At 46.5% G+C, this 21,330-nt stretch carries 34 protein-coding genes and 1 riboswitch; of the genes, 14 read left to right on the top strand and 20 right to left on the bottom strand.

Annotated features, from left to right (window positions below; translation table 11 throughout):
- Positions 1 to 90: 90 nt before the first annotated feature.
- From E4663_RS19655 to E4663_RS01370, 3 genes are read right to left on the bottom strand one after another with little or no spacing between them, the layout of a single operon-like run.
- Entirely contained in the window at positions 91 to 261 is a 171-nt protein-coding gene (locus E4663_RS19655) for a hypothetical protein (RefSeq protein WP_158290391.1), read from the bottom strand.
- Positions 262 to 307: 46 nt separating this feature from the next.
- Positions 308 to 484, bottom strand: a complete 177-nt coding sequence (locus E4663_RS01375) for a DUF4083 family protein (protein WP_135326402.1) — start codon at positions 482 to 484, stop codon at positions 308 to 310.
- A complete protein-coding gene (locus tag E4663_RS01370) occupies positions 485 to 673 on the bottom strand; it encodes a hypothetical protein (RefSeq protein ID WP_135326401.1) in 189 nt (62 codons plus the stop codon). It abuts the gene before it with no gap.
- 241 nt (positions 674 to 914) lie between these two features.
- Here E4663_RS01370 and E4663_RS01365 point away from each other — a divergent pair, with 241 nt between their 5' ends.
- Positions 915 to 1,289 (top strand): YciI family protein, encoded by a 375-nt coding sequence (locus E4663_RS01365; RefSeq protein ID WP_135326400.1) that lies wholly within the window; start codon positions 915 to 917, stop codon positions 1,287 to 1,289.
- 51 nt (positions 1,290 to 1,340) lie between these two features.
- Here E4663_RS01365 and E4663_RS01360 read toward each other — a convergent pair whose 3' ends face one another.
- Together E4663_RS01360 and E4663_RS01355 are read right to left on the bottom strand one after the other, a co-directional pair.
- On the bottom strand, positions 1,341 to 1,775 hold the full coding sequence (locus E4663_RS01360) for a hypothetical protein (RefSeq protein ID WP_135326399.1): 435 nt from the start codon (positions 1,773 to 1,775) through the stop codon (positions 1,341 to 1,343).
- A 3-nt stretch (positions 1,776 to 1,778) separates the two neighbouring features.
- The gene (locus E4663_RS01355) at positions 1,779 to 1,973 is read right to left on the bottom strand and encodes a helix-turn-helix transcriptional regulator (RefSeq protein ID WP_079479032.1); all 195 of its coding nucleotides are present in this window, start codon (positions 1,971 to 1,973) and stop codon (positions 1,779 to 1,781) included.
- A gap of 402 nt (positions 1,974 to 2,375) precedes the next feature.
- Between E4663_RS01355 and E4663_RS01350 the strand changes: the two genes are divergently transcribed.
- Entirely contained in the window at positions 2,376 to 2,843 is a 468-nt protein-coding gene (locus E4663_RS01350) for a hypothetical protein (RefSeq protein WP_135326398.1), read from the top strand.
- A 50-nt stretch (positions 2,844 to 2,893) separates the two neighbouring features.
- Here E4663_RS01350 and cysI read toward each other — a convergent pair whose 3' ends face one another.
- The 7 genes from cysI to E4663_RS01315 are packed head-to-tail and all read right to left on the bottom strand — an operon-like array spanning position 2,894 to position 10,177.
- Positions 2,894 to 4,594, bottom strand: a complete 1,701-nt coding sequence (gene cysI / locus E4663_RS01345; RefSeq protein WP_135326397.1) for an assimilatory sulfite reductase (NADPH) hemoprotein subunit — start codon at positions 4,592 to 4,594, stop codon at positions 2,894 to 2,896.
- A 19-nt stretch (positions 4,595 to 4,613) separates the two neighbouring features.
- Positions 4,614 to 6,422, bottom strand: coding sequence for an assimilatory sulfite reductase (NADPH) flavoprotein subunit (locus E4663_RS01340; protein ID WP_135326396.1), 1,809 nt, complete (start codon positions 6,420 to 6,422; stop codon positions 4,614 to 4,616).
- A 15-nt stretch (positions 6,423 to 6,437) separates the two neighbouring features.
- Complete coding sequence (locus E4663_RS01335) at positions 6,438 to 7,244, bottom strand: uroporphyrinogen-III synthase (protein ID WP_135326395.1); 807 nt, start codon at positions 7,242 to 7,244, stop codon at positions 6,438 to 6,440.
- Positions 7,192 to 7,869, bottom strand: coding sequence for an NAD(P)-binding protein (locus E4663_RS01330; RefSeq protein ID WP_135326394.1), 678 nt, complete (start codon positions 7,867 to 7,869; stop codon positions 7,192 to 7,194). The genes E4663_RS01335 and E4663_RS01330 overlap by 53 nt, the downstream gene beginning before the upstream one ends.
- Positions 7,866 to 8,618 carry a sirohydrochlorin chelatase gene (locus E4663_RS01325; protein WP_135326393.1) on the bottom strand — a complete coding sequence of 251 codons (753 nt, stop codon included), beginning with the start codon at positions 8,616 to 8,618 and terminating at the stop codon, positions 7,866 to 7,868. Before E4663_RS01325 ends, E4663_RS01330 begins: the two co-directional genes overlap by 4 nt.
- Positions 8,619 to 8,629: 11 nt before the next feature.
- Positions 8,630 to 9,406: a uroporphyrinogen-III C-methyltransferase gene (gene cobA, locus E4663_RS01320; protein ID WP_079479025.1), complete on the bottom strand. Its 777-nt coding sequence runs from the start codon at positions 9,404 to 9,406 to the stop codon at positions 8,630 to 8,632.
- Positions 9,407 to 9,442: 36 nt separating this feature from the next.
- Positions 9,443 to 10,177, bottom strand: a complete 735-nt coding sequence (locus tag E4663_RS01315) for a phosphoadenylyl-sulfate reductase (RefSeq protein WP_079479024.1) — start codon at positions 10,175 to 10,177, stop codon at positions 9,443 to 9,445.
- A gap of 79 nt (positions 10,178 to 10,256) precedes the next feature.
- Positions 10,257 to 10,371, bottom strand: a riboswitch (SAM riboswitch).
- Positions 10,372 to 10,474: 103 nt separating this feature from the next.
- Here E4663_RS01315 and E4663_RS01310 point away from each other — a divergent pair.
- From E4663_RS01310 to E4663_RS01285, 6 genes are all read left to right on the top strand, one after another.
- The gene (locus E4663_RS01310; RefSeq protein WP_135326392.1) at positions 10,475 to 10,660 is read left to right on the top strand and encodes a hypothetical protein; all 186 of its coding nucleotides are present in this window, start codon (positions 10,475 to 10,477) and stop codon (positions 10,658 to 10,660) included.
- 135 nt (positions 10,661 to 10,795) lie between these two features.
- Positions 10,796 to 11,233: a glycine zipper domain-containing protein gene (locus E4663_RS20065; RefSeq protein ID WP_241657086.1), complete on the top strand. Its 438-nt coding sequence runs from the start codon at positions 10,796 to 10,798 to the stop codon at positions 11,231 to 11,233.
- 157 nt (positions 11,234 to 11,390) lie between these two features.
- Positions 11,391 to 11,936, top strand: a complete 546-nt coding sequence (locus E4663_RS01300) for a hypothetical protein (protein WP_135326391.1) — start codon at positions 11,391 to 11,393, stop codon at positions 11,934 to 11,936.
- Between the two features lie 21 nt (positions 11,937 to 11,957).
- Positions 11,958 to 12,263: a hypothetical protein gene (locus E4663_RS01295; protein ID WP_135326390.1), complete on the top strand. Its 306-nt coding sequence runs from the start codon at positions 11,958 to 11,960 to the stop codon at positions 12,261 to 12,263.
- Positions 12,264 to 12,302: 39 nt separating this feature from the next.
- Entirely contained in the window at positions 12,303 to 12,755 is a 453-nt protein-coding gene (locus tag E4663_RS01290; protein ID WP_135326389.1) for a site-2 protease family protein, read from the top strand.
- A 66-nt stretch (positions 12,756 to 12,821) separates the two neighbouring features.
- On the top strand, positions 12,822 to 13,262 hold the full coding sequence (locus E4663_RS01285) for a hypothetical protein (RefSeq protein ID WP_135326388.1): 441 nt from the start codon (positions 12,822 to 12,824) through the stop codon (positions 13,260 to 13,262).
- Between the two features lie 414 nt (positions 13,263 to 13,676).
- On the opposite strand, the gene E4663_RS01280 is transcribed toward E4663_RS01285, so the two are convergent.
- Entirely contained in the window at positions 13,677 to 14,099 is a 423-nt protein-coding gene (locus E4663_RS01280; protein ID WP_135326387.1) for a VOC family protein, read from the bottom strand.
- 93 nt (positions 14,100 to 14,192) lie between these two features.
- On the opposite strand from E4663_RS01280, the gene E4663_RS19650 reads away from it, so the two are divergent.
- From E4663_RS19650 to E4663_RS01270, 3 genes are read left to right on the top strand one after another with little or no spacing between them, the layout of a single operon-like run.
- The gene (locus E4663_RS19650) at positions 14,193 to 14,363 is read left to right on the top strand and encodes a hypothetical protein (protein ID WP_158290390.1); all 171 of its coding nucleotides are present in this window, start codon (positions 14,193 to 14,195) and stop codon (positions 14,361 to 14,363) included.
- 38 nt (positions 14,364 to 14,401) lie between these two features.
- Complete coding sequence (locus E4663_RS01275) at positions 14,402 to 15,244, top strand: nucleotidyltransferase (protein ID WP_135326386.1); 843 nt, start codon at positions 14,402 to 14,404, stop codon at positions 15,242 to 15,244.
- A 43-nt stretch (positions 15,245 to 15,287) separates the two neighbouring features.
- Positions 15,288 to 16,055: an SMI1/KNR4 family protein gene (locus E4663_RS01270; protein ID WP_158290389.1), complete on the top strand. Its 768-nt coding sequence runs from the start codon at positions 15,288 to 15,290 to the stop codon at positions 16,053 to 16,055.
- A 45-nt stretch (positions 16,056 to 16,100) separates the two neighbouring features.
- Here the strand turns inward: E4663_RS01270 and E4663_RS01265 are convergent, their stop codons facing one another.
- Positions 16,101 to 16,532 carry a hypothetical protein gene (locus tag E4663_RS01265; RefSeq protein WP_135326384.1) on the bottom strand — a complete coding sequence of 144 codons (432 nt, stop codon included), beginning with the start codon at positions 16,530 to 16,532 and terminating at the stop codon, positions 16,101 to 16,103.
- 92 nt (positions 16,533 to 16,624) lie between these two features.
- Here E4663_RS01265 and E4663_RS01260 point away from each other — a divergent pair, with 92 nt between their 5' ends.
- Positions 16,625 to 17,077 carry an SgcJ/EcaC family oxidoreductase gene (locus E4663_RS01260; RefSeq protein WP_135326383.1) on the top strand — a complete coding sequence of 151 codons (453 nt, stop codon included), beginning with the start codon at positions 16,625 to 16,627 and terminating at the stop codon, positions 17,075 to 17,077.
- A 43-nt stretch (positions 17,078 to 17,120) separates the two neighbouring features.
- On the opposite strand, the gene E4663_RS01255 is transcribed toward E4663_RS01260, so the two are convergent.
- From E4663_RS01255 to E4663_RS01240, 4 genes are all read right to left on the bottom strand, one after another.
- Positions 17,121 to 17,306 (bottom strand): hypothetical protein, encoded by a 186-nt coding sequence (locus tag E4663_RS01255; RefSeq protein WP_135326382.1) that lies wholly within the window; start codon positions 17,304 to 17,306, stop codon positions 17,121 to 17,123.
- A gap of 34 nt (positions 17,307 to 17,340) precedes the next feature.
- Complete coding sequence (locus E4663_RS01250) at positions 17,341 to 17,580, bottom strand: hypothetical protein (protein ID WP_135326381.1); 240 nt, start codon at positions 17,578 to 17,580, stop codon at positions 17,341 to 17,343.
- 157 nt (positions 17,581 to 17,737) lie between these two features.
- Positions 17,738 to 18,148 carry an NUDIX hydrolase gene (locus E4663_RS01245; protein ID WP_135326380.1) on the bottom strand — a complete coding sequence of 137 codons (411 nt, stop codon included), beginning with the start codon at positions 18,146 to 18,148 and terminating at the stop codon, positions 17,738 to 17,740.
- A 45-nt stretch (positions 18,149 to 18,193) separates the two neighbouring features.
- Positions 18,194 to 18,478 carry a hypothetical protein gene (locus tag E4663_RS01240; RefSeq protein ID WP_135326379.1) on the bottom strand — a complete coding sequence of 95 codons (285 nt, stop codon included), beginning with the start codon at positions 18,476 to 18,478 and terminating at the stop codon, positions 18,194 to 18,196.
- A 250-nt stretch (positions 18,479 to 18,728) separates the two neighbouring features.
- Between E4663_RS01240 and E4663_RS01235 the strand changes: the two genes are divergently transcribed.
- Together E4663_RS01235 and E4663_RS01230 are read left to right on the top strand one after the other, a co-directional pair.
- On the top strand, positions 18,729 to 19,265 hold the full coding sequence (locus tag E4663_RS01235) for a sigma-70 family RNA polymerase sigma factor (protein WP_135326378.1): 537 nt from the start codon (positions 18,729 to 18,731) through the stop codon (positions 19,263 to 19,265).
- Positions 19,258 to 20,394, top strand: coding sequence for a hypothetical protein (locus tag E4663_RS01230; protein WP_135326377.1), 1,137 nt, complete (start codon positions 19,258 to 19,260; stop codon positions 20,392 to 20,394). The genes E4663_RS01235 and E4663_RS01230 overlap by 8 nt, the downstream gene beginning before the upstream one ends.
- Positions 20,395 to 20,456: 62 nt before the next feature.
- On the opposite strand, the gene E4663_RS01225 is transcribed toward E4663_RS01230, so the two are convergent.
- Both E4663_RS01225 and E4663_RS01220 read right to left on the bottom strand, forming a co-directional pair.
- Complete coding sequence (locus E4663_RS01225) at positions 20,457 to 20,738, bottom strand: hypothetical protein (RefSeq protein WP_079479007.1); 282 nt, start codon at positions 20,736 to 20,738, stop codon at positions 20,457 to 20,459.
- 111 nt (positions 20,739 to 20,849) lie between these two features.
- Positions 20,850 to 21,278, bottom strand: a complete 429-nt coding sequence (locus E4663_RS01220) for a stage III sporulation protein AH (RefSeq protein WP_241657085.1) — start codon at positions 21,276 to 21,278, stop codon at positions 20,850 to 20,852.
- Positions 21,279 to 21,330: the final 52 nt, after the last annotated feature.

Here is a 21,330-nt window from a genome sequence, read left to right as displayed (position 1 = left end):
AGAAAGCTAACGCTAAACAACTCAAAAATGGGTCCCACTCTCGGAACCCATTTTTGCTATCAACATTAAAGTTCAATATAGCCAATAAAGCTATGACTCCTTCCCTTGTTTCATTTTTATCAACTTCTGCAATTGGATGGTATTCACAATCAACAACCCCATAATCAGCCCGAGCAATAACCCGACCGGACCCGTGATGACAAAACCGATCACACCTCCAACAATCAGTAACATCAGCAGCAAAAGTAATGTATCGTCCATCTTATCCCCTTCTTCTGATAAAAAAGTGTGTATGTGAAAAAATGCCTCACCTATGTTTGTCTTGTTTTTCTAGCAGCTCGATAATCCTGTCCAGCTTCTCATTCAATTCCTTTGAATCCCTAGATTTCTGCATATTGAGCAGTAAACGGAACACGAGATAAAATACGGATAGAATAATCAGGAACAACACAATTTGAAACAATAAATCTCCTACAGCAAACAATCATATACCTCCTTTCTTCCTTAACATCCATGTTAAGCATCCCTCCGACTCATTGCGTTTCTTCTCCCATGCTTTCGAAATCGCCATTGCGACCAATCCAAGCGCTCCGCCACCAGCCATTATGTACTGACCCACTGTGATATTTGGCGGGGGTTCGTTTGGAAGCAGCGTGATGGCAGGTGCAATCACCAGCAGGCTGCAACTGATTACCGAAATTTTATCGGCATGCTTTTTTCCATGGTAAACCTCCTACAAATAGCAAGCTGATTCATATGGTAACAGATGGGAACTTGCGTTGACAGTCCACACATCCGAAACTCTTAACGTACCGGACATGATAAATAGGAATCGAAGAAGGAGTGTCCTTCACTGAAGCGAATATAACCATGGATAGATTCTGAAAATAACACTGCTAGGGAGGAAGTCATGTATGTTGTTTATGGTGATTGTCAAAGCCTCGGCGAATTCTGAACTAGGGAACCTGCCGAGCACAGAGCTCATGGAAGCGATGAAGAAGTATAACGAGGAGTTAGTGGAAGCAGGAGTGCGGGTTATGGCGAAAGGGCTGCACCCTAGCTCCAACGGGGTACGCATTTCTTACCCCGAACCTGGAGGCAGACCGGTAGTTACGGATGGTCCGTTCCACGATACAGAAAACGTGATCGCGGGATTCATTCTGATCGATGTGAAGTCGAGGGAAGAAGCAGTCGAATGGGCGATGCGGATGCCCGACCCGCAAGGTCATGGTGAAGGTCAGATTGAGCTGCGCCGAATATTTGAAACCGCAGAAGAAACAGGTAGTTAAAAAACAAAGGGAAGCCCATTTTCCATGGGCTTCCCTTCTTTATATCCTGATTCATGCTTCCTTCAAAATTCTACGGAGTAAGGGCGGAGCGAGCAATGAGAATAGAAAGGCACTCAATATGATCCACCATCCAAATGCTTTGAAAGCATCCTCCGGGATGATGAACGTATAGCCTAAATAGGATAAGAACAGAATGCCTTGGAGGGCTTTCAACGTTTTCGCATCGGCTTCATTCTTCTCGGCTACCAGTCTCTCGTCCGTCTCGGATAGCATCCGCTTCGGATTCTTTTGTATTTTCGTAAGTTTAACAAAGGATGCAAGTGCTGCGCTGAGAGGAATGAGGGATAGAGCTAAGAAGGCTTTGTTCTCCGTAAAGGCAACCCCCATCGTTTCCATAACAAACCACGTGACAAGAAGGGCCAAGCTGACAACTAACGATAAACCAATGGTCCATTTCGTTTCCTTCACTACTTTTTCAGCACTCATTGATCATTCCTCCCAGAATAAGTCATCCAATGTTTTATTCAACGCTTTGCATATGGCCGTACACAACTTGAGGGTCGGGTTATAGTTGCCGGCTTCGATCAAGTTGATAGTCTGCCTGGTGACACCAACGAGATCCGCCAGTTTTTCCTGAGAAACATCTGCTTCTACACGGGCAATCTTCATCTTTTTGTTTTTCAAAAATATTCCTCTCCTCCTCTTACATCTATACTATTCCTCTCCTTACAAAATGTCAATTATATATTACATTTTGTACAATATTTAAGATAAATGCCTAGCCCAATCGAGTAGTTAGCATTTTTTTCAGAAAAGTCACACAATTAATGGTACACTTCTTCTATACATACCTTTCATGAAAGGGAGTGGTGGACGGTGGACAATAATGTACTGATTGCGATCTTGGTTCCTTTTCTAGGAGCGATGACCGCCTGGATTGTCGTATTATCGAAGAGGAGAAGATAATGAAAAGGCACCACTCGGAATCGAAGGATCCGTGTGGTGCCTTTTTCTTGTTACTGCCCCTCTGAAAAAGTTCCGAAGAAAATCACACATCCTGCACATACTAACAAGAGGAAAACGGGGGTGTGTATCATTCTTTTCAATTTTATTGTTGGCTTCATCATTCCTTGGTCGATTGCTATTATATTGTGTCGTCGCGCTCCGGTTTTATTTTTGACCGTTGCTCCGTTGATCTCCCTGATATCGGTCACCTGCAATCAAATCGGTATGGCGCTCGGATGGTGGACGCTCGATCCACAGACAGATTTATTGATCTTCAACTCCATCAATATCGATTTCGGTTTCAATCCGGCTTCGGCTGTGATTTTCACTTACTTGATCCACTTCCGGAAATGGAAACGATGGAGTGTGTATCTTTTATTCATTCTCCTATTGAACGGAGCCGAAATGATAGCTCTTTTTTTCGATAAGGTAGCGTACGGGCCGGGATGGAATATCCCTTTTACCTTCATCACATATGCTGCTGGTCTGGTAGTTCTGGATGGTTATTTCTCTTTATTCAAAAAGTCGATAAGAAGATTCCCCTTATAATTATTCGTGAAAAAGAAGCGGCACCACATCACGTGGTGCCGCTGTATGTCTTAGCTATGAAAGTCCAGTCCAGACGTGACCGCGTCGATCACGCCGTCCCGGATTACGAAATCACCGAAATGTTCATTCTCTTCCCGCTCCTTCGCATAACGGAACAGCATCGGTTTCAGTTCAGCCAAGATTTCCTCTTCGCCTACATTCTCACGGTACAGTTTGTTCAACCTGTTTCCTGTGAATCCGCCACCGAGGTACATGTTGTACTTGCCTGGCCCTTTGCCGATGAACCCGATTTCACTGAGCGGCGCCCTGGAGCAACCGTTCGGGCAGCCGGACATGCGGATGACAATCTCTTCATCCCGCAGTCCCGCTTCGTCGAGGATCTCTTCGACCTTATCGATCAAGGATGGCAAGTAGCGTTCCGATTCCGCCATGGCGAGTCCGCAAGTCGGGAACGCGACGCAGGCGATCGAATTCTGCCTCAGACCGGAGTTGTACTTTCCGTCGGTCAGACCGTACTGTTCGACAAGCGACTCGATCTCCGCTTTGTCCTCTTCCGCCACATTCGAGACGATGACGTTCTGGTTCGGCGTCATTCGGAAGTCTCCGTTGTGCACCTTCGCAATTTCTCGAAGACCCGTCATCAACGGATAGTCCTCCGTATCCTTGATCCGGCCGTTCTGGATGAACAGAGTCAGGTGCCATTTGTCCTTCCCTTTCACCCAGCCGTAGCGGTCGCCGTTATGGTCGAAGTGATACGAGCGCGCTTCCTCTAGATCCCAGCCAAGACGTTCGTTCAGCTCTTTCGTGACGGCTTCTACACCCAGGCGATCGACCGTGTACTTGAAGCGTGCATTCTTCCGGTTCTCCCGGTTTCCGTAGTCCCGCTGGATAGTCAAAATCTTCTCCGCCACATCGACGATTTTTTCTTTCGGGAAATAGCCGATGATGCGGCCGACTTGCGGGTATGTGTTCGTATCCCCGTGCGTCATGCCCATACCGCCACCTACCGCGACATTGAACCCTTTGACTTCCCCATCTTCGAGAACAGCGATGAAGCCGATGTCTTGCGAGAACACGTCGACATCGTTTGACGGCGGCACCGCGATGCCGATTTTGAACTTCCTAGGCAGATAGTGTTTGCCATAGATCGGCTCGACTTCTTCCTCTTTGCCTTGCCCTGCCACCTTCTCGCCATCGAGCCATATTTCGTGGTAGGCGTTCGTCCTCGGCAACAGATGCTCGCTCACCTTCTTCGACCATTCATATACTTCCGAATGGACGTCGGATTGGTAAGGGTTCGCGTTACACATCACATTCCGGTTCACGTCACCACAGGCCGCAATCGAATCCATCAGTACGTCATCCATCGCTTGAATCGTCTTCTTCATGTTCCATTTCAGAATCCCGTGCATTTGGAAGGTTTGACGTGTCGTCAATTTCAAGGTGCCGTTCCCGTACTGATGGGAGAGGGAATCCATCGCAAGCCACTGTTCCGGTGTGGCGACGCCGCCCGGTGCCCGGACACGGATCATGAATTGGTAAGCAGGCTCGAGCTTCTGCTTCTTCCTTTCCTGCCTAAGGTCGCGGTCATCCTGCATGTAGCTGCCGTGGAACTTCAGGATTTTCGTCTGGTCCTCCGGGATACTCGCACTAATCGGTTCCTCGAAGCTCTCGACCAGTTTCCCCCGCAAATAATTACTGTCTTCTTTCAGCTGTTCCGCTTCACTGAGCGTCTTTGTATCTTTCGCCATGTCACTGCTCCTTTCCGGTTCAATAAACGTCCCGCTGGTATCGTTTCTCTCTTCTCAACTCTGCTAAGTAATCGACAGCCGCTTCCTCTGTCAACTTCCCTTCTGTCTGCAAAATGTCGAGTAACGTCTGTTCGACATCCTTGGCCATGTATTTTTCATCGCCGCACACATAGATGTGGGCGCCTTTCTCTATCCATTGATACAGCTCTGGTCCTTTTTCCTGCATCTTATGCTGGACGTAGACCTTCTCCTCTGTGTCGCGGGAAAAAGCGACATCCATCTTCGAGAGGACGCCTTCTTTCAGCCAGCCTTGCCAGTCCGTCTGATAAAGGAAGTCGGTGACGAAATGCTGGTCTCCGAAGAACAACCAAGAATCACCCTCCGCTTCCGTCTCCTCCCGCTCCTCGAGGAAAGAGCGGTACGGCGCAACGCCGGTCCCCGCTCCGACCATGATGATCGGGGCCGATGGATCGGCCGGCAAGCGGAAGTTGTCATTCTTCTGCACATACACCGGCAAGCTTTGACCCGGCTCCGAACGCTCCGCGCATTGGACCGAGCAGACACCTTTCCGGTTGCGACCGTATGCTTCATAGCGTACCGCGCTGATCGTCAAGTGGACTTCATCCGGGTTGGCGCTTGAGCTGCTGGCAATAGAGTAGAGCCGTGCTGGAATCTTCCTTAAAATGCCGACAAAATCCTGGGCTGAGCCTTTCCATGGACCGTAATCCTGGACTAGATCGAGCAGATCGCGGCCTTCGATATATGCTTTCCATAGAGAAGCATCTTCCGATTGGACCAACTTCTCGAGCTCGTCATTCTCTGACAAGGCCGCCGCCTTCTCAAGAAGGGGCTTCGTCAAGTTCGTAATCTCGAACGTCGTCAAAAGCGCTTCGCTTAAACGGCGCGTTTCTCCTTTGCCGATCTGTACTGACTCTCCTGGGTCCCAGCCCATCGTTTCGATCAGTTCATCTACAAGAACCTGATCGTTTTCTGGAACGATGCCGAGGCTGTCCCCTGGTTGGTACACTAGACCGGAGCCTTCGAGGTCGAGCTCGATATGGCGCGTCTCTTTGTTCGAACCTCTTCCGTTCAGATTGATGTTCTCAATGATCTCCGCTTGGAACGGATTTTTCTTCGAGAAGGAAGTGGCTGTCTGTGTGGCAGGCTCCGCGCTACTCGCTTGGGCACTCGCCGGCTGGCCTTGCTCTAGTTCTTGCAGGACGCCTTGCTCCCACTCTTCTGCCGGTTCCTCGAAATCGAGGTCACAATCGACACGCGGGTAGAGTCGCTCCGCACCGAGTTCTTCCAACCGCTGATCGATTTCTTTACCAGTATGGCAGAACAGTTCATACGAGCTGTCTCCTAAGGATAGAACAGAGAAACGGACACCATCGAGCTTCGGCGCCCGCTTGCTATGAAGGAAATCATAGAAAGATAAAGCATTATCAGGAGGATCTCCTTCTCCGTGGGTACTGGTGAGTACCAGTAGGTCTTCGACTTTCTTGAGTGCTTTCGGCTTGAAATCATCCATCGCAGAAAGCGTTACGTCATGGTCCTTCGCTTTCAATTTTTCCGCCAGCTCTTCTGATAGTGCTTGGCAGTTTCCGGTATGAGAACCGTACAGAATCGTGATGCTTCTTTTCTCTGCGGTCGCGACGGCCTGAGCAGGCTCAGCTGCTACGTCCTGTTCTGCGCCTTGTGCGACAGAAGGGCCTGCTAAATATCCACTCAACCAAATCCGCTGCTCCTTCGAGAGCGTCGGGACGAGTTTATTCAAAAGGTCCGCCTGCTCGGGACCGAAGGGGCTATTGCTAACTTCAAACGACACCTACATCCACCTCCATTAAGGGTTATCTACAAGGGATTTCTGACGATAATGACGGTCGAGCGTCACAATCATCGCCCCCATTTTCTGTTTTTCTGGCTGTAGGACTTCGGTGATCCCTTCGTCCTCCAACGCTTTCGCCGTCACTTTGCCGACAGCTACAGCCAGCACGCGATCATTGAATGAACCGACCAGTTCAGCCTTCCTGTCTCCACCGAAGACATTGAGCACTTGCGTCTTGCTCGTAAACACGACGGCATCTACCGTTGAACCGATCACTTCGTCTTTCAGTCCATCTACGACCGAGGGATCCGGTTGTTCAAAAGAATACGGTTGCGACAAATAGACGCTGTACCCCTTGTCTTCAATTGCCTTCTTCCATTTCGCGTCATCCTGGTTGTACGCTTGGAGAAAAATGTCCCCACCAAGTCCTTCCGGCAGCAACGGCAGCAGCTTCGCCATCGTTCCGTCTTCCGAGAGTACGGTAGGCGACAAGTCTTGCTCCTTCAACCAATCGACGGTCTTCTGTCCACGTATTGCGAGCCTGCTTTTTGCCAACTTGTTGATATACGATTCTTGGATTCCCGCTTTTTCCGCCGAGTTCGAGAGCGTCCTCGCACCGATCCCCGTCGTCAAAATCACCCAATCGAACGACCGTGACAGGAACGTTTCGACGTCTGAGCGACTCGTTTCTTCACTGAGATTATGTGTCCCTTGGGCAGAGTACACGACAGGAGTCCCGTCGAAATTCCGTATCAGTTTCGAGATCTCCTCAGACCTGCGATCCGCTGCCAACGCCACTCGTTTTTCTCTCAATCCACTCAAGCATATCCCCTCCTTCCTCACTTCTTTCTATATGAATCCTTAATTCCTGTTGCTTTTCGGTATCGAAAAACGCTTCATCCAAGAGTGCTTGGAGGATCAACCGCTTTTCGTCCGACGCAAAAGGCTTCCGCTTGATAAGTTGCCGACACTCGAATAAGAAGTCGACATACGCACCATAATCCTCGTCGTATTTTTGCTCCAATTCTTCTTTGATCCTTGAAGTGAGCATCGGGCTCGCCCCATTCGTCGAAACGGCAACCGACAACTTCCCTCTTGAAAAATGTCCCGGGAAATGAAGGTTCCCACATTCCGCCTTGCTTGCGACATTGACGAGCGGGACGTGTTCACACGCTGCGAGGATCTGTTCATTCGTCCCCTCATCATCCGTTGCAATGACCACCAGATAAGTATGCTGTACATCACTGGAATCAAAATCTTTCTGCTTCCATTCGATCGTGTTATGTCCGATTTTACTTTGTAATGCTTGCGTGATGGTCGGACTGATGATCGTCACCAACGCTCCGCTCTCCACTAAAACGCGGGCTCGCTTCTCTGCCACTTTCCCGCCTCCGACTATGACCGCGTTCTTCCCAGTCAGATCGACCATCAATGGCGTCGGCTTCATACCTTGAGCTCCTCAGCTGTATCGAGTGCTTCATCGACCCGGTCGGCGAGCGCGTGGACCATGGTCGGATGGTCATACAAGTGAGGGGCAAGCGTCAGGGTCGGATGATCTTCTTGCAACTCCTCGACTTTCTTCTGCATCGATTGCAGCAGTATCCCCGTGAACCACAAGTAAGGGACAACGATCGTTTCCGGTTTATCTCGCCCTAAAGCGGTCTCGAGTCCTTCTTCAAAAGTAGGTTCGCATGCCGCCAAGTAACAGACATCGGCCACCACACCCGCTTTTTTCTGTTCGATACGACGAGCCATCGACTCGATCGCTTCTTTCGTTTCCGGGTTGCGGCTGCCACGTCCGACGAGGAGGACACTTTTTTCCTGCCCTGAATGCGTACTTGCCGATTCGATCCGCTCCACTAGGACGTCAATGATTCGTTCCTGCACACCGAGCGGTTCTCCGTATTTGAAGGCCACATTCGGAAAACGGCGCATCGCTTTTTCCAATTCATCTGGGACGTCTTTGTAGTAATGACCGGCCTTCAGCAAAAGCACGGGGATGATGACGACCTTCGTCGCTCCCGCTTCGACCAGCGATTCGATTCCTTCACCGATCGTCGGAGAAGCGAGTTCCAGAAAACAGATTCTCCACAACGGAACGTCCACCTTGTCATGGACTTGATGGAGGAAATGTTCAGCTTGGTCACGCGCTTCCTTCACCCTGCTGCCATGACTGACGTATAGTACTGCTTCCATGCTTTCCCTCCTTACCCGACCACTTGCTTGACTCGTGGATCTTCTTCGAGCGCGATCTGTTCGAACCACTGCAATTGGTCTCTGAGTTTCACAACTTCTCCTACGACGATCATGGCAGGATTCTCAATATCCTTCGCCTTCTCTACGATATTCTCAAGCGTCCCTGCCACCGTCTGCTGCTGCTCTGTCGTTCCCCACTGGACGAGGGCGATCGGTTTATCCGGAGCGCAGCCGTTCCCGATCAGCTGTGCACAGATATCCGGCAGCTTCTTGACCCCCATATAGATGCATAGTGTGTCCATGCTACGGACGACGCTCTTCCAGTAGTCCGCTTGATCTTCGCCCAGTTTGCTGACACCGGAAATGAAGGCGACGGAGGAGCTGAAATCACGGTGGGTGACCGGAATCCCCGCATAAGCGGGAGCCGCAACCCCGGAGGAGATGCCGGGAACGATCTCATATTGGATATTGCGCTTCGCCAATGCTTCCGCTTCCTCTCCGCCTCTTCCGAAAATGAAAGGATCTCCCCCTTTCAGACGGGTGACCGTCTTCCCTTGCAAGGCGTACTTGCAGAGAAGGCCGTTAATCGTCGGCTGGGTCAGGGCGTGATGGTCCGGACGCTTGCCGCAATAGATCAGTTCCGCTTCTTCCTTCGCTTCGTCTAATAACTCTTGATTGATGAGCCGGTCATACAGAATTACGTCCGACTGCTGGATCGCTTTCAAACCTTTCACCGTAATCAGATCCAGATCCCCTGGACCCGCACCGACGATATACACTTTGGTCATGTATCGCTTCACCCTTTCTGATTTAGGAAAAATCACTCATGCATTAGAATCGCCCGTTGAATGAAGGCCGCACTCCGTCTTGTTGAAGCCTTGCCATCTGCCGGAACGTCCGTCTCCATCTGCTTTGAACGTGCACGGCATGCATCCGATACTCGGATAGCCTTGGTCATGCAAGACGTTGTAGTCCAAGTCGTTTACTCGGATATATTCCCATACGTCGTCCCACGTCCAGTGGATCAGGGGACATACTTTGATCGCTTCGAACCTTCCGTCCTTGTTCACGAAGTTCGTTTTGCTACGGCTCACCGACTGTTCGCGTCTCAGTCCAGATAGCCACGCCGTCACACCACTGAGAGCATCTTCAAGCGGTTTGATCTTCCGGATATAGCAGCACTGGTCGGGATTCTTCTTCCAAAGGGCCTGCCCGTGCTTCTCTGCCTGTTCATCTAGCGTCAGGTCCGGCTTCTTCATATTGATCTTCAGCTTCGGATACCGGCGCTTCACTTTCTCGATCAATTCATACGTTTCTTGGAAATGCACGTCCGTGTCCAGAAATACAACTTCCGCATCCTCTTTCACCTTCGAAATAAGGTCGATCAACACAATCCCTTCCGCACCGAAACTGCAAGCATAGACAAGCGAAGTATCGTACGTATCATACGCCCACTTAAGTACCTCTTGGGCACCTTTTGTCGGGTCATCCTCAGCTGGTTGGAAATGCGGAATGAGATCCTCAGAGAAATGGTTATAAGTAAGTTTCCCGTGATCCATATGCTCCTCCTTTTAAAAATATATTCAAAAAAACCCCTCTTCTTGAACAAAGAAGAGAGGTGTACGCTTTAAGTCCCTCTTCTTATCTTTCCAAGTGAATCACTTGCTGGAGTTGGCACAGTTTCTGATGCATATACACCAGATCCGTTGCCGAGGCTTCAAAGGGCCAGTCCCTCCACCTCTCTAGATAAGAATTCCGATAAGTTTTATAGGAATTAACCAAATTCTATGCTTCACCCCACTAAAAGTCAACAGGTTTTAGAAAGATTCTGTGAATTTATTTTGGGGACAGGGACTTTGTCCCACTTCCAAAAACCGGATAAAGGGGGATTCGGAACTAGTTGCATCTCCATCCGATTCGAACCCTTAATTCAGTTCCTCATGAGAGGTGAATTAACTTGGCTGCCGGTAATGGAGTCGATGATAACGACAACGGAAGCAGTAGTCTATGCCGTCCACTGGATGACAATCCACCCTAAATAAACATATGTTTTCGAGAAGGCATAACATGCTACTCTTTTTCTACAATTACTAACGTGCTGAGTAGGAAAGAGTCCTATACTTTGAAACTTTCCGCCTCTCAAATCAGTATATATAGAAATGAAGGGAGTGGCCGAAATGGCTAATCGAATCGATGCATTACGCAAGAAAGTGGACTCGAAAGAAGCGAAGAAGCTGGAGCTGGATAAACTCGAGCGGATCAAGAAGCGTCTTGAGGAATTTTCTCCTGAATGTGAGACGTGCACGAACCACCTGAATGACCTCGAAGAGCACTTGGATCGTCTACTCGCCAAAGAGGAAATCACATATGATAATTTCGCAGAACTCAAAAAAATGAAAAACGAACTCGCCTCCCATCTACAAAAAACACATCACCTCGTCCTAGAGGGCCATAATTTAGCGTTGTATATGGCAATCGGGATCAGCATCGGTACAGCTTTAGGAATGACAGTGTTCGATAACGCAGCTATCGGTACATCGCTCGGCCTTGCCATGGGGATAGCAATCGGAGCAGGAAAAGATGAAGAAGCCAAGAAGAAAGGGCTTATGCTCTAGGGGACAGGGACCTTGTCCCGCTTCCAGATGAAGCATCATCAGGAGTCCCCCTTTCGAATAAGAACTTGTTCTATATCAGAGAAGGAAACGGCATGTTATCATACTAATTAGGAATTTAATTCCATGTAATATGTTCTGAGTGACCAGGAGGTTATACATGCCTATAATCAACGGAAACAGATTAGTTTTATACTTCTTACTTCTATCGATGACCATCATCATATCGGCTTGTGCCCATGCCCCCGATAAACCAGACTTCGAAACGTATGAAGGTCATTCTTTAAAGATCGCGGTCGTGGGTGAAGCTCCAGACGTAGCTGAAGAACAAGTCGAGTTCAGGGAAGTTCCCTTTGAAGAATTACCTAATATAGATTCTAATTCTTACGATGCCGTCTTTATCACGGAAGAAAATCTGACCGAAGCAAGTGAAAGCCAGTACGCCGATCTCTACTCCGATTCCCCTATTCCATTCTTCTTTATAGGGGCGAAAAGCCACATCCCTTTCACTGCCGAGGATGCGGTTTATGACGACTCCTGGAGATGGGAACCTGGTAACAGCTATGCTGTCGGGATAAAGAGGAACCAAGAGGATGGTTCATCAAAGAACTGGGGTTTCGGTTTAAGTAATGAAGAAAAAACAAATGAACACATAGCAGACGTATATTCACGGATCTTCAAAATAATAGAAGAAACAGAGACTTAAGCTACAAAGGAGGGGACCGATGTGCAGGGGATCAAAATCATGTATTGGGCGAATATCGTCATCAGCGGATTATGCATCGGGTATATGTCCACTTGGTTTGCGGCGGGTTTCATCGCAGAGTATCCGGAAGGTTCGGGAATCGTAGCGCCTGAATATCTTGTTTGCATTCCAGGATGGCTGATCGCGGCAGTACTGTCCGGTTATCTGCTCTTGAAAAAAGCAGAAGATAGAAAGGAAGCCTTACAGTACCTCTACCTATCATTTTTCATGACTTGGCTATTCCCCTACTTTTCGCTACTATTTCTCCATATCATTGGACTCGCATAAATAGAGGGAAGATTACTAGTTTCTAAGGGGGGTGGAATATTGGAGTTTGCGTTCAACTTTTTCATTTATATGCTGCTTCTATTTCCGATTGTTTCTATCATTCATGAATTTGGACATGCATCGTTCGCCAAGCTGTATTCCCAAGACATACAGGAAGTATCGATAGGGATGGGGAATGTCATTTTTCAAAAGGGCGTGTTTCGGATCAGATCCGCTTATTTTGCATTCGGTTGGGTGAAGCTCAATCACTCCAATGGAAAGAAGATGACAAAAGCACAAACTTGTCTGTACCTACTAGGTGGCATCATTTCGAATCTACTTATTGCGATTCTATTAGATATACTTACAGGGTACGAGTTCTTCACATTCAGAAATTATATGGATAGCTTTATATTTTTATCTTACCTTCAAGTCATCATTAATTTGATTCCACTGACAGCAACACACGGAGAATCAGACGGTAAAAAGGTTCTTCAGGAATTACAAAGTTGACTCCTAATAATCATTGCTTCACATCCAAAATTTTGCAATAATCGATTCGGTAAGGAGGTACATAATATGAAAGAATCACTGATCCAAATCGCAACAAGTCTATTGGCTGCCTTCCTTGTAAGCCTGTACTTCTATTCACGAGGCAGCGCAGAATATACGCTCGCCGTGTTCGCCGTCGCTTTTGTCGTCTTCATCGGGGGTGGAATGATTGTGAAGATATTACATAAATTGTTCGACTGGAGAAACAGCTATCTGACGAACGTTATCGCCTACGGTTTAAGTGGCGGCATCCTACTACTCTCCATGGTTTACGGACCTGTTATTTATTCGAGGATGTTCGAAGACTACACCGTTGTCCAAAATGAGTTCGTATTAGCTGAGTTTCTACTGGAACTACTTCAATACATGGCGTTCGGGGCCATTTGCGGCCTGGTTTTCTATCATATTTATATAGGGGTACAAAAACTATTCAATAGTTGGGGAGCAAATCAAAGTGCGGAAGATTAATTGGGTACAGTGGGTTATTGCCGTAGTATTGTCCGTCCTCCCTTTCCTTGTCATCAGTAATTTGAATTTGCCGTGGTATGTAATCTTGATTGTCCTGGGATCGGGCATGCTCTTTAACTTCAGTTGGGCGTTCTTTTTGGACAGAAAAAAGCGGCAGGAATACTAGGTTAAGGAGGGCTTCGCTATAAAAACGATCATCGATCTATTCTCAAGCTTCTCCTTCGTAATCGGCTGGTTCATCGTGGTAGTAGCCACCTGCTACCTCATCCCGGCCTTGTTTCTAGGAGGGCTATTCCTGATAGCTGCCATCTTGGCGATCCTGTTCGGAGTGCTCCTTGTCTGGGTATCGAAACTAGTTTAGTTCTCTCAAACGGTAAAAAAAGAAAGGCTGGCAAGCACCAGCCTGATGGAACGCTATTCTATTTCTTCCCATTCCGGATTCCAGACCACTTCCCACAAGTGACCATCAGGATCTTGGAAATGACCAGAATATCCACCCCAGAATGTATCATGTGCGGGGTCGGTGACATGTGCGCCGGCATCTGTGGCTTTTGCCATCACCTCATCTACCTCCGCTTTACTGTTCACATTGTGACCGAGAGTGAATTCGGTAGCACTGGGACCGCCCATTAGCACCTTGGTCTCATGTGCGATACTTTTACGCGGCCAAACAGCAAGTTTCAAACCAGGCTGCAGGTCGAAGAATGCAACAGCACCATTTTCAAATTCTTCACCGACTATGCCATCTGTCGGGAAGCCTAGTCCATCACGGTAAAATTTCACCGATTGTTCGAGATTGTCTACTCCGATTGTTATTACAGAAACTCTGGGCTTCATTACGAGCCACCTCCTGGTGTATATGAGACAAGCATAGCACATAGCAGCAGTCCACGTGACCTTCAGCCAATTCCAGAGGAGAGGATGTGTAAGATGTTCGATTATATAAGGTTCTTCTTATTCATGGTTGTTGGCCTTTCCCTATGGCAGTTAGTATTCACATCCTTCCATCCATTAGAAATCATCAGCCTCTCTATTCTCATGACCTTTTTCAAATGGGTGTATGAGATCACGTGGGAAAGAAAATTAGAGAATGACGATTGACCTTGCAGTTCTTATTAAAAATAGAAAAGAGGAATTAAATGACCGATATCAAACCTATAGGATCCCTGTGTCCTGTAGACGATCAAGGCTATATCATCAACCAATCCGATTCATCCAAAATCAATGACAGGTTCCAAGAAGTCATCCGACTCGTAACTGAAAGCTGCCTTTCCGCTCTGTCCGAAGAGATCCACAGCATTTATCTCAGAGGCTCTGTTCCAAGAGGGATGGACATCGACGGGGTATCGGATCTCGACGTCGTCATCATCACCTATTCCGAGCCCCAAAACCTCAACCTAGATTGGACGGAAGAAACCGAACAGCTGATCAATGAAAGATTCCGCTTCATAAACGGTGTAGAACTAGGATTCTCCCCTCTAAGTGAGTTCGAACAAACAACTCATTGCTCGATGATCCCGTTCATTCTGAAAACTTACGGCATCTGTATTTATGGGGAAAGCTTGATACATAAACTCCCGGACTATAAGCCCGACAGCTCCTTAGCGAATGAACATCTGATTCACCTCGCACCCCTGATTGAAAGAGCCAAGCAGGAACTGACGGGGAATGAGGACACAGAAGACATCGAAGACTGCTGTTCCTGGATCATGAGAATCATCGTCAGGGCGGGACTTGCGCTAGTCATCGTGCAAGAGCAGTCGTACACAAGGGACTTGTACCCAGCCTATGAGCTGTTTACGAAGCATTATCCGGAAAAAGAACAAGACATGAGAACAGCACTTTGGTACGCCATCAACCCTCTATCAAATGCAGAAGACATCTTAGATTTCTTGAATGGCTTCGGAAGTTGGATGAAGGCGGAAACGGAAAATTGGCTGAATGTTCTTAACCCGTATAGGGAACCGCACTTACCGCTTTGACCTTATAACCTATGTTTACAACCCCAAGGAGGCATGCACGAGCATGGACGTATGGCAAACCGATTACAAAGATGACCCATACCAGTTAAAAGGTATCACCAGGCAGGATTTCGACGCTTTTGAAAGCAAACACAACCTTGAATTGCCACCAAGCTATAGAAAAATAGTGCAAAAGCAGAATGGTGGGATGCTCCAGTACAATTCTGTCATTGGGGAAGGAGACATCCTCTTCCCTATCGATCACCTATACGGTATCGGTCAACCTGGCTTAGAAGACAGTCCCTATTTAATTAAGGAGTGGAATCTTCCTCAAGATATTCTCATCTTCAGTGGGGACGGCAATGCCTGGTTTGCTCTGGATTATTCAGCAGGTGCACCAAGTGTAATCTACATCGAAGCAGATACAGAAGAGGTAATCAAGGTAGCTCCTAGCTTTGAAGCATTCTTAGCCAATCTAACTTATCAAGATCCCGGGACGGAGATGGATGGTGGGAATTGGACAAAGGAAGAAGCAGAAGCCATCTTTTCAGGTCAAGACGAATACTTGATTGAGGAAGTGATCCTCGATTTTGCTTACACGGATGATTCACAGTGGTATTTGGGTGAGTTATTAAACCTTACAGAGCATTCGAGTCCACTAGTCAGAGAAGCCATCGATGGTGTAATCGGGAATGAAATAGAACATTACCTTCATGAATCTCAAGAGGAGACGGTAAAGCTTCTCAAAAAGATAATAAACAATCTATCTCGTGATAGTAACGGAGATATCAGGAGGCATATGAAGGAATTGAAAGAGAGATACACATTATAGAATGGAAGCGGCAGCCCCCCTCACCATCTTGGTCAAGGGGTTCATCTACATAAAATCGAATGTCTCTAGAGATAAATTTTCTTGCTTCATCACATCCAAAGCCTGTTGATCGAGATGCAAGATACATACGTGGAAGTCAGAAATACTCATAACCGGATTCATCTCGTTGAACAGATCGAAATGCCACAATAACGCACCTTCATTTGAAAACGATGGAGTCATATACTTGCGAAATGTGTTCAACGCCTCGTTACACAACCTTCCCGATACTATGATCGAATCCGCCATTCCATCCCAAGTGTTTACCGTCACCTCCTCCAAACGTAAAAAATCACTCTTCCCGGTCAACAACGGGTTCTCATCATCCGGTTCGCCTTCAGGAAATACGATGCTGAAACTTGTGGAGTGATCAATTGCATACTCAAAAACCCTCTTCCAATTCGTCAGACTGGTTATGTCAGAACAGACCATCTTCACCTTTATTCCCCCTTTTTTTCCCTATGTTCACTTACACGAAAAGAACCACAATGCGAAAGAATGTTATCATGTAACCAAAGAGGAGTGATGGAATGGCAACCTATGAAGAAGCGATAACAAGCGTTTATGAACAATTGATTTCCTCCTGGAACGACCGCGATGCGAAAGGGATGGCGAGTTTGTTCACTGAATCTGGTGAGAGTATCGGGTTTGATGGAAGCATATCGAAAGGATCCGAAGACATATATGCTCATTTAGAGCCTATTTTCAGAGATCACCCCACTCCCCCATTTATAACGAAGGTTAAAGAAGTTATTTTCCTCGGTGAGAAGGCAGCTATTCTCCGAGCTATCGCCGGAATGGTCCCACCAGGAGGTTCTGACATAAACCCTGACTTGAATACGCATCACACTTTAACTTTAGAATATATAAATGGCGATTGGAAAATTGTCTTATTCCAAAATACCCCTGCCCAGTTCCACGGGAGACCCGAACTAGTAGAACAAATGACAGATGAGTTAAGAGAGCAGATCAAAACAGATTAAAGCACCGATTTGAGGTGCTTTTTTCTATCTGCCAATAAGTATATTAATCTTCTGTAGTCCGTTTTCTGTGCATGAGCAGAGCTACAGATAAAACCAAGGCAACCGTAAGTACATAAATAACTCCCGTAAAAAAAGAGTTGGTGTTGAATACATTTTGGATAAAAGCAGTGATGACATCGTCGAATAGGATTGCTGGAACAAGCACAATCAAGAAAAGTATGGTTCTCATTACTCGCCTCCCTCTCCTCTACTTCGAGTTGCAGTTAATAGATTCGGAGTATAGCAACTGTCAGAAACACACCTAAAACAGTCCCCATAATGACGCCACCCCATATTTTCCTACCTTCTTCTGCATAAAGACTATATCCGACCGTAAACGAATGAAGGATGACTCCAGTTGACCAGAAAACCCAGAGATCCGCTCCGATAAAAAAATCCGCTACAAACAAAACCGTAGATAAGATGATCGTGAACTTCCCAAGTAAATCCATGAATCTCTTCAAACTGTGACCACCTCCATTCACACAATCTTTAGGGTAACAAAAATCTTCGATATCTCTTTGGTCCATAATAACTGAAAATTACAATTAATACCAAAAAAAGACGATTATCCTATATAGAATAATCGTCCCAGTTATCCGATATACCAAGCAGAAATTCTCAAGCTTGTAATGTATACGGAGCCGTTGATTCAAGCAGCGTTTCCACCCCACCTGGATGGTAAGGCATCCGTCTGTTTGCGGTCTTTATATCCACCCACTGGATTTCTTCAATCTCATCTTTATGTAGAATCTGCAAACTACCTTCTACGATCCTCGCTTTATACGTAAAGAACAAGGCATGGTGTCCCTTCTCTTCGAAAAACGCTTCATTGACAGCTACGATGTCCCCAACCTCTATTGTCAGATTCGTTTCTTCTTTGGCTTCCCTGATCGCAGCTTGTTCCAAGGTTTCCCCTACTTCCACAGCACCTCCAGGCAAAGACCAGCGCCCGCCTCTATTCTTCACCATCAACACTTTCTCTTCTTCCTCATCAAAGAGGAACGCGTAAGCTACATCCACTCGATTCATTTTCTTCACTCCTATCTAAAATGTGACCGGAAGAAAATATTCTCCCTACTCAAGCAGTGGCTCCAATAAGGACTGTCCATTTAATCCCCACACATAAAGGAAAACCACTTCCATAACAATAATGATCAAGAATTTCCCGATAGAATTATATTTAATCTGAAGATAATAGAAAGCCCCTAAGAGCACATAAAAACTACCTAAAAAAGTATATTCCGCCGTATAAGGCTCTGTTGGTACTGTGAAATTCATACCCAGATAAGCAAACGCATTGAAAATAAAATATAAAACAAGAGCCACGATATTCAGTATATGAATGTATAACTTCTTCAAACTATCCTTCCTTTTTTATATGAATCCTTTAAACTATTTATATAATAAACAGCAAATATATCATATCAAAACTACACTTCATTGGAAATAATAACCACTGAAACGTAGATGTCATTTAAAAAGCCAGCATTCTCTACTGGCCTTCTACATACTACAATTCATTCGTACAGTGCCATACAAAGTATTTCCTGAAGTTTGGGACCTTCCCACCCTCCCCGACGTCTAATCATTGAAGAAAGGAGAGAGCCCGGTGACCGGACATACACAAGCAGACTTCTCACGTGACGAAGCAATCGAATACATTATGCACCATTATGGTGAGGTGATGAAACGCACTATCTACACTTATGTGAAGAATCACCACACGACAGACGACCTTTTCCAAGAGGTGCTGATCCTCATTTATCGGAAATGGGACCAATTCAACGGCCAATCCCAATTGAAGACTTGGGCGATGAGGATAGCCATCAACCGATGTAAAGACTATTTACGCTCTCCTCTTCACCGGATCAAGCTCGTAAAGGATCAATGGTTAGATAAAAAAGACCCCGAGCAGCCGGAAGATACGATTATACAAAATGAACAATGGCAGCAAGTCGCAAAAGCCATCCTGAACCTTCCCGTCAAATACCGGGAAGTGATGATTCTCACCTTTCAACAGAACATGACGCAGAAAGAAATCGCGGACGTAACCGATACACCATTATCGACCGTGAAAACGCGCATGCAGCGAGCACGCCATATGTTACGGGAACACGTCAACGAGGAGGGACTGACTCTTGAGTAACAAGAATTTAAAAAAGGCGATCGATGATCAAATCAGCAAAGGTCCTCTCTTCACAGAGGAAGACCGCCGACGATTTTACAGCCATACACAGAAGAAACGCTCATCTTGGTGGAATCAGGGCTTTCCAAGGTTGTTGACCGTCATGACCACATTACTCGTCTTAGCTGGATCCTTTTACTTCTTCACTTCAGGAAATCCATTCCAAGCTCCTGCCTCCCCTGATCAGGAGACAGTGATAGATAAACCGATGCCAGAAGAAGAGGAAAAAGAAAAGGAAGAACCACCGACGCTTGAGGAGAAAATAGAACAGATCAAAGGAATGATTCATACCGAGGAACCCGCCAACAAAGAACAGATGACAGAAATCGTTCAAGCTCTAAACGGAAAACAAGTGAGCGTTACGGAAGATGAGCAAGGGGAAAGAATCTCCTTCGTTTTCTCACCGAATGAGAAGATGCTGGAGACTTCCTACACAGAAGCCCCTTCCCTTGAAGCTTTCCAAAATGGCGACCTCGACTTGTTTGCCGTGCTTCAATTGGCTGAAGAATACGATATGGTCTATTCAGCTGAGCTGACTTATCTGTCAGAGGACGGGGAATCTCTGACGAAAGAGAAATCCGGAAGCGGCGCTTCTCAAAGACAATTCGAAAAGGTTGTCGGAGCAGAAGAACCGGTTTCTATGAAGGACCTAACATTACGGTCGATTGCGCGTTCCTTGGATAAAGAACCAGAAGCTCTTACTAAAGGCGACTTATTGGATCTCGAAGAATTAACCATTAACGCCTCCCACTTGAACGGGATTTACGATGTGGAAGCGGCCCCCGAGTATTTCAAAGCGATGAAGTCACTGAAAGTACTCAAACTGAACCAGGCTATGATTCCGGTGGAACTGTTGAAAGAAGTTCCGACTATTGAACAAGTCAAGTTCATCGGTCCGACTGTTAAAGACTTGAGCAGTGTTGCGGATGGATTGCAGAATGTCCAGTACCTGAACCTGATCAACTCTTCCTTCGACGGTACCGCTGAAGACCTCTTGAAGTTGAAATCTCTGACGATCGTCAGGGTCTCTCCCTCAGTGGTTCCAGATTATGAGAAACTTCAATTTGAAGGCATCGATGTGCGTTGGTAAGAAATATTTGAGGTGTTGCATCAAAAGTAATGGCTGACCCTAGCATGGGGTCAGCCATTTTTTCATTTTAAAAATGCGTTATAAAAAGTTGCGCCTCCACCAGACATCCAATAGAACACGACCCCTATCGAGATGACGAACCAAATCACCCGCCATGCCGTCTCTTTTCTTGAAAACTGAATCCAGTAAAAAGCACCCCACCATACGTACGTGGTCATAATTGCAAAATTTATCGACGTGTACGTCACCTGGCTCATCGCATTTCCGAACCAAGCGAGCAAGCATACTGCTGACATAAGGATCAGCACGATAATATTAAGTATGTGAAACAGTTTGCCCTTCACCCTTATCCTCCAATCCATCAGCCTGAGTTTAGGTACCAGCACAAAATCTAACATACATTTATTCCCACAACAATCTTAGGAAACAGTGAAGTTTATGTATGACTTACACAATCAGCTTGATGAGAAAGTGTTCCACAGCGCCTCATCCACCATAAAATAACCCTCGTGAGAGCATCCAGCCAGCATACATGTATCCTGATGATAGAACATCAAGTCTTCAGGCAGTTCTGGGCTGACCCAGTCAAAAAGCGTACGGCTCTGTTCTTTCAAGAATCGCTTTGTACGGTTATTGAAATGGTAGTAAAACACGTATGCAGTAGCCCCAAAAAGTGTTGTCGTCACCCATCGTTTCTGAATTTTCCTCTCGATTAAGTCCTCTTGAATATCGCCTGTCCAATCCTCGATATAAGCAAGTCGTGTTTCTTCGTTCTCCATCATGTCTCTTCGTTCAACAAATGCAAAACGATCGCAATGCTTCACTAGTAATTCCAATAATTGATGATAACGTTCCCCCTCGATATTCTCCCTGACCATCAGCATATTAACGCCCCCTTTTATTAAATGGACTATTGCGGAAAGAAAATGGAAGGTC

This window comes from Halobacillus salinus (assembly GCF_004684905.1).
Lineage (GTDB): Bacteria > Bacillota > Bacilli > Bacillales > Halobacillaceae > Halobacillus > Halobacillus salinus.
The sequence above is the reverse complement of the archived record's forward strand: the minus strand, read 5'-3'. Positions and strand labels throughout refer to the sequence as shown.

Excerpts from the sequence above, each read along its gene's own strand:
- E4663_RS19655 (WP_158290391.1), bottom strand. The coding sequence starts at position 261 with ATGGACGATACATTACTTTTGCTGCTGATGTTACTGATTGTTGGAGGT.
- E4663_RS01365 (WP_135326400.1), top strand. The coding sequence starts at position 915 with ATGTTGTTTATGGTGATTGTCAAAGCCTCGGCGAATTCTGAACTAGGG.
- E4663_RS01360 (WP_135326399.1), bottom strand. The coding sequence starts at position 1,775 with ATGAGTGCTGAAAAAGTAGTGAAGGAAACGAAATGGACCATTGGTTTA.
- cysI (WP_135326397.1), bottom strand. The coding sequence starts at position 4,594 with ATGGCGAAAGATACAAAGACGCTCAGTGAAGCGGAACAGCTGAAAGAA.
- E4663_RS01330 (WP_135326394.1), bottom strand. The coding sequence starts at position 7,869 with ATGAAGCCGACGCCATTGATGGTCGATCTGACTGGGAAGAACGCGGTC.
- E4663_RS01325 (WP_135326393.1), bottom strand. The coding sequence starts at position 8,618 with ATGGAAGCAGTACTATACGTCAGTCATGGCAGCAGGGTGAAGGAAGCG.
- cobA (WP_079479025.1), bottom strand. The coding sequence starts at position 9,406 with ATGACCAAAGTGTATATCGTCGGTGCGGGTCCAGGGGATCTGGATCTG.
- E4663_RS01315 (WP_079479024.1), bottom strand. The coding sequence starts at position 10,177 with ATGGATCACGGGAAACTTACTTATAACCATTTCTCTGAGGATCTCATT.
- E4663_RS20065 (WP_241657086.1), top strand. The coding sequence starts at position 10,796 with ATGGCTAATCGAATCGATGCATTACGCAAGAAAGTGGACTCGAAAGAA.
- E4663_RS01300 (WP_135326391.1), top strand. The coding sequence starts at position 11,391 with ATGCCTATAATCAACGGAAACAGATTAGTTTTATACTTCTTACTTCTA.
- E4663_RS01285 (WP_135326388.1), top strand. The coding sequence starts at position 12,822 with ATGAAAGAATCACTGATCCAAATCGCAACAAGTCTATTGGCTGCCTTC.
- E4663_RS01280 (WP_135326387.1), bottom strand. The coding sequence starts at position 14,099 with ATGAAGCCCAGAGTTTCTGTAATAACAATCGGAGTAGACAATCTCGAA.
- E4663_RS19650 (WP_158290390.1), top strand. The coding sequence starts at position 14,193 with ATGTTCGATTATATAAGGTTCTTCTTATTCATGGTTGTTGGCCTTTCC.
- E4663_RS01275 (WP_135326386.1), top strand. The coding sequence starts at position 14,402 with ATGACCGATATCAAACCTATAGGATCCCTGTGTCCTGTAGACGATCAA.
- E4663_RS01270 (WP_158290389.1), top strand. The coding sequence starts at position 15,288 with ATGGACGTATGGCAAACCGATTACAAAGATGACCCATACCAGTTAAAA.
- E4663_RS01260 (WP_135326383.1), top strand. The coding sequence starts at position 16,625 with ATGGCAACCTATGAAGAAGCGATAACAAGCGTTTATGAACAATTGATT.
- E4663_RS01255 (WP_135326382.1), bottom strand. The coding sequence starts at position 17,306 with ATGAGAACCATACTTTTCTTGATTGTGCTTGTTCCAGCAATCCTATTC.
- E4663_RS01245 (WP_135326380.1), bottom strand. The coding sequence starts at position 18,148 with ATGAATCGAGTGGATGTAGCTTACGCGTTCCTCTTTGATGAGGAAGAA.
- E4663_RS01220 (WP_241657085.1), bottom strand. The coding sequence starts at position 21,278 with ATGCTGATGGTCAGGGAGAATATCGAGGGGGAACGTTATCATCAATTA.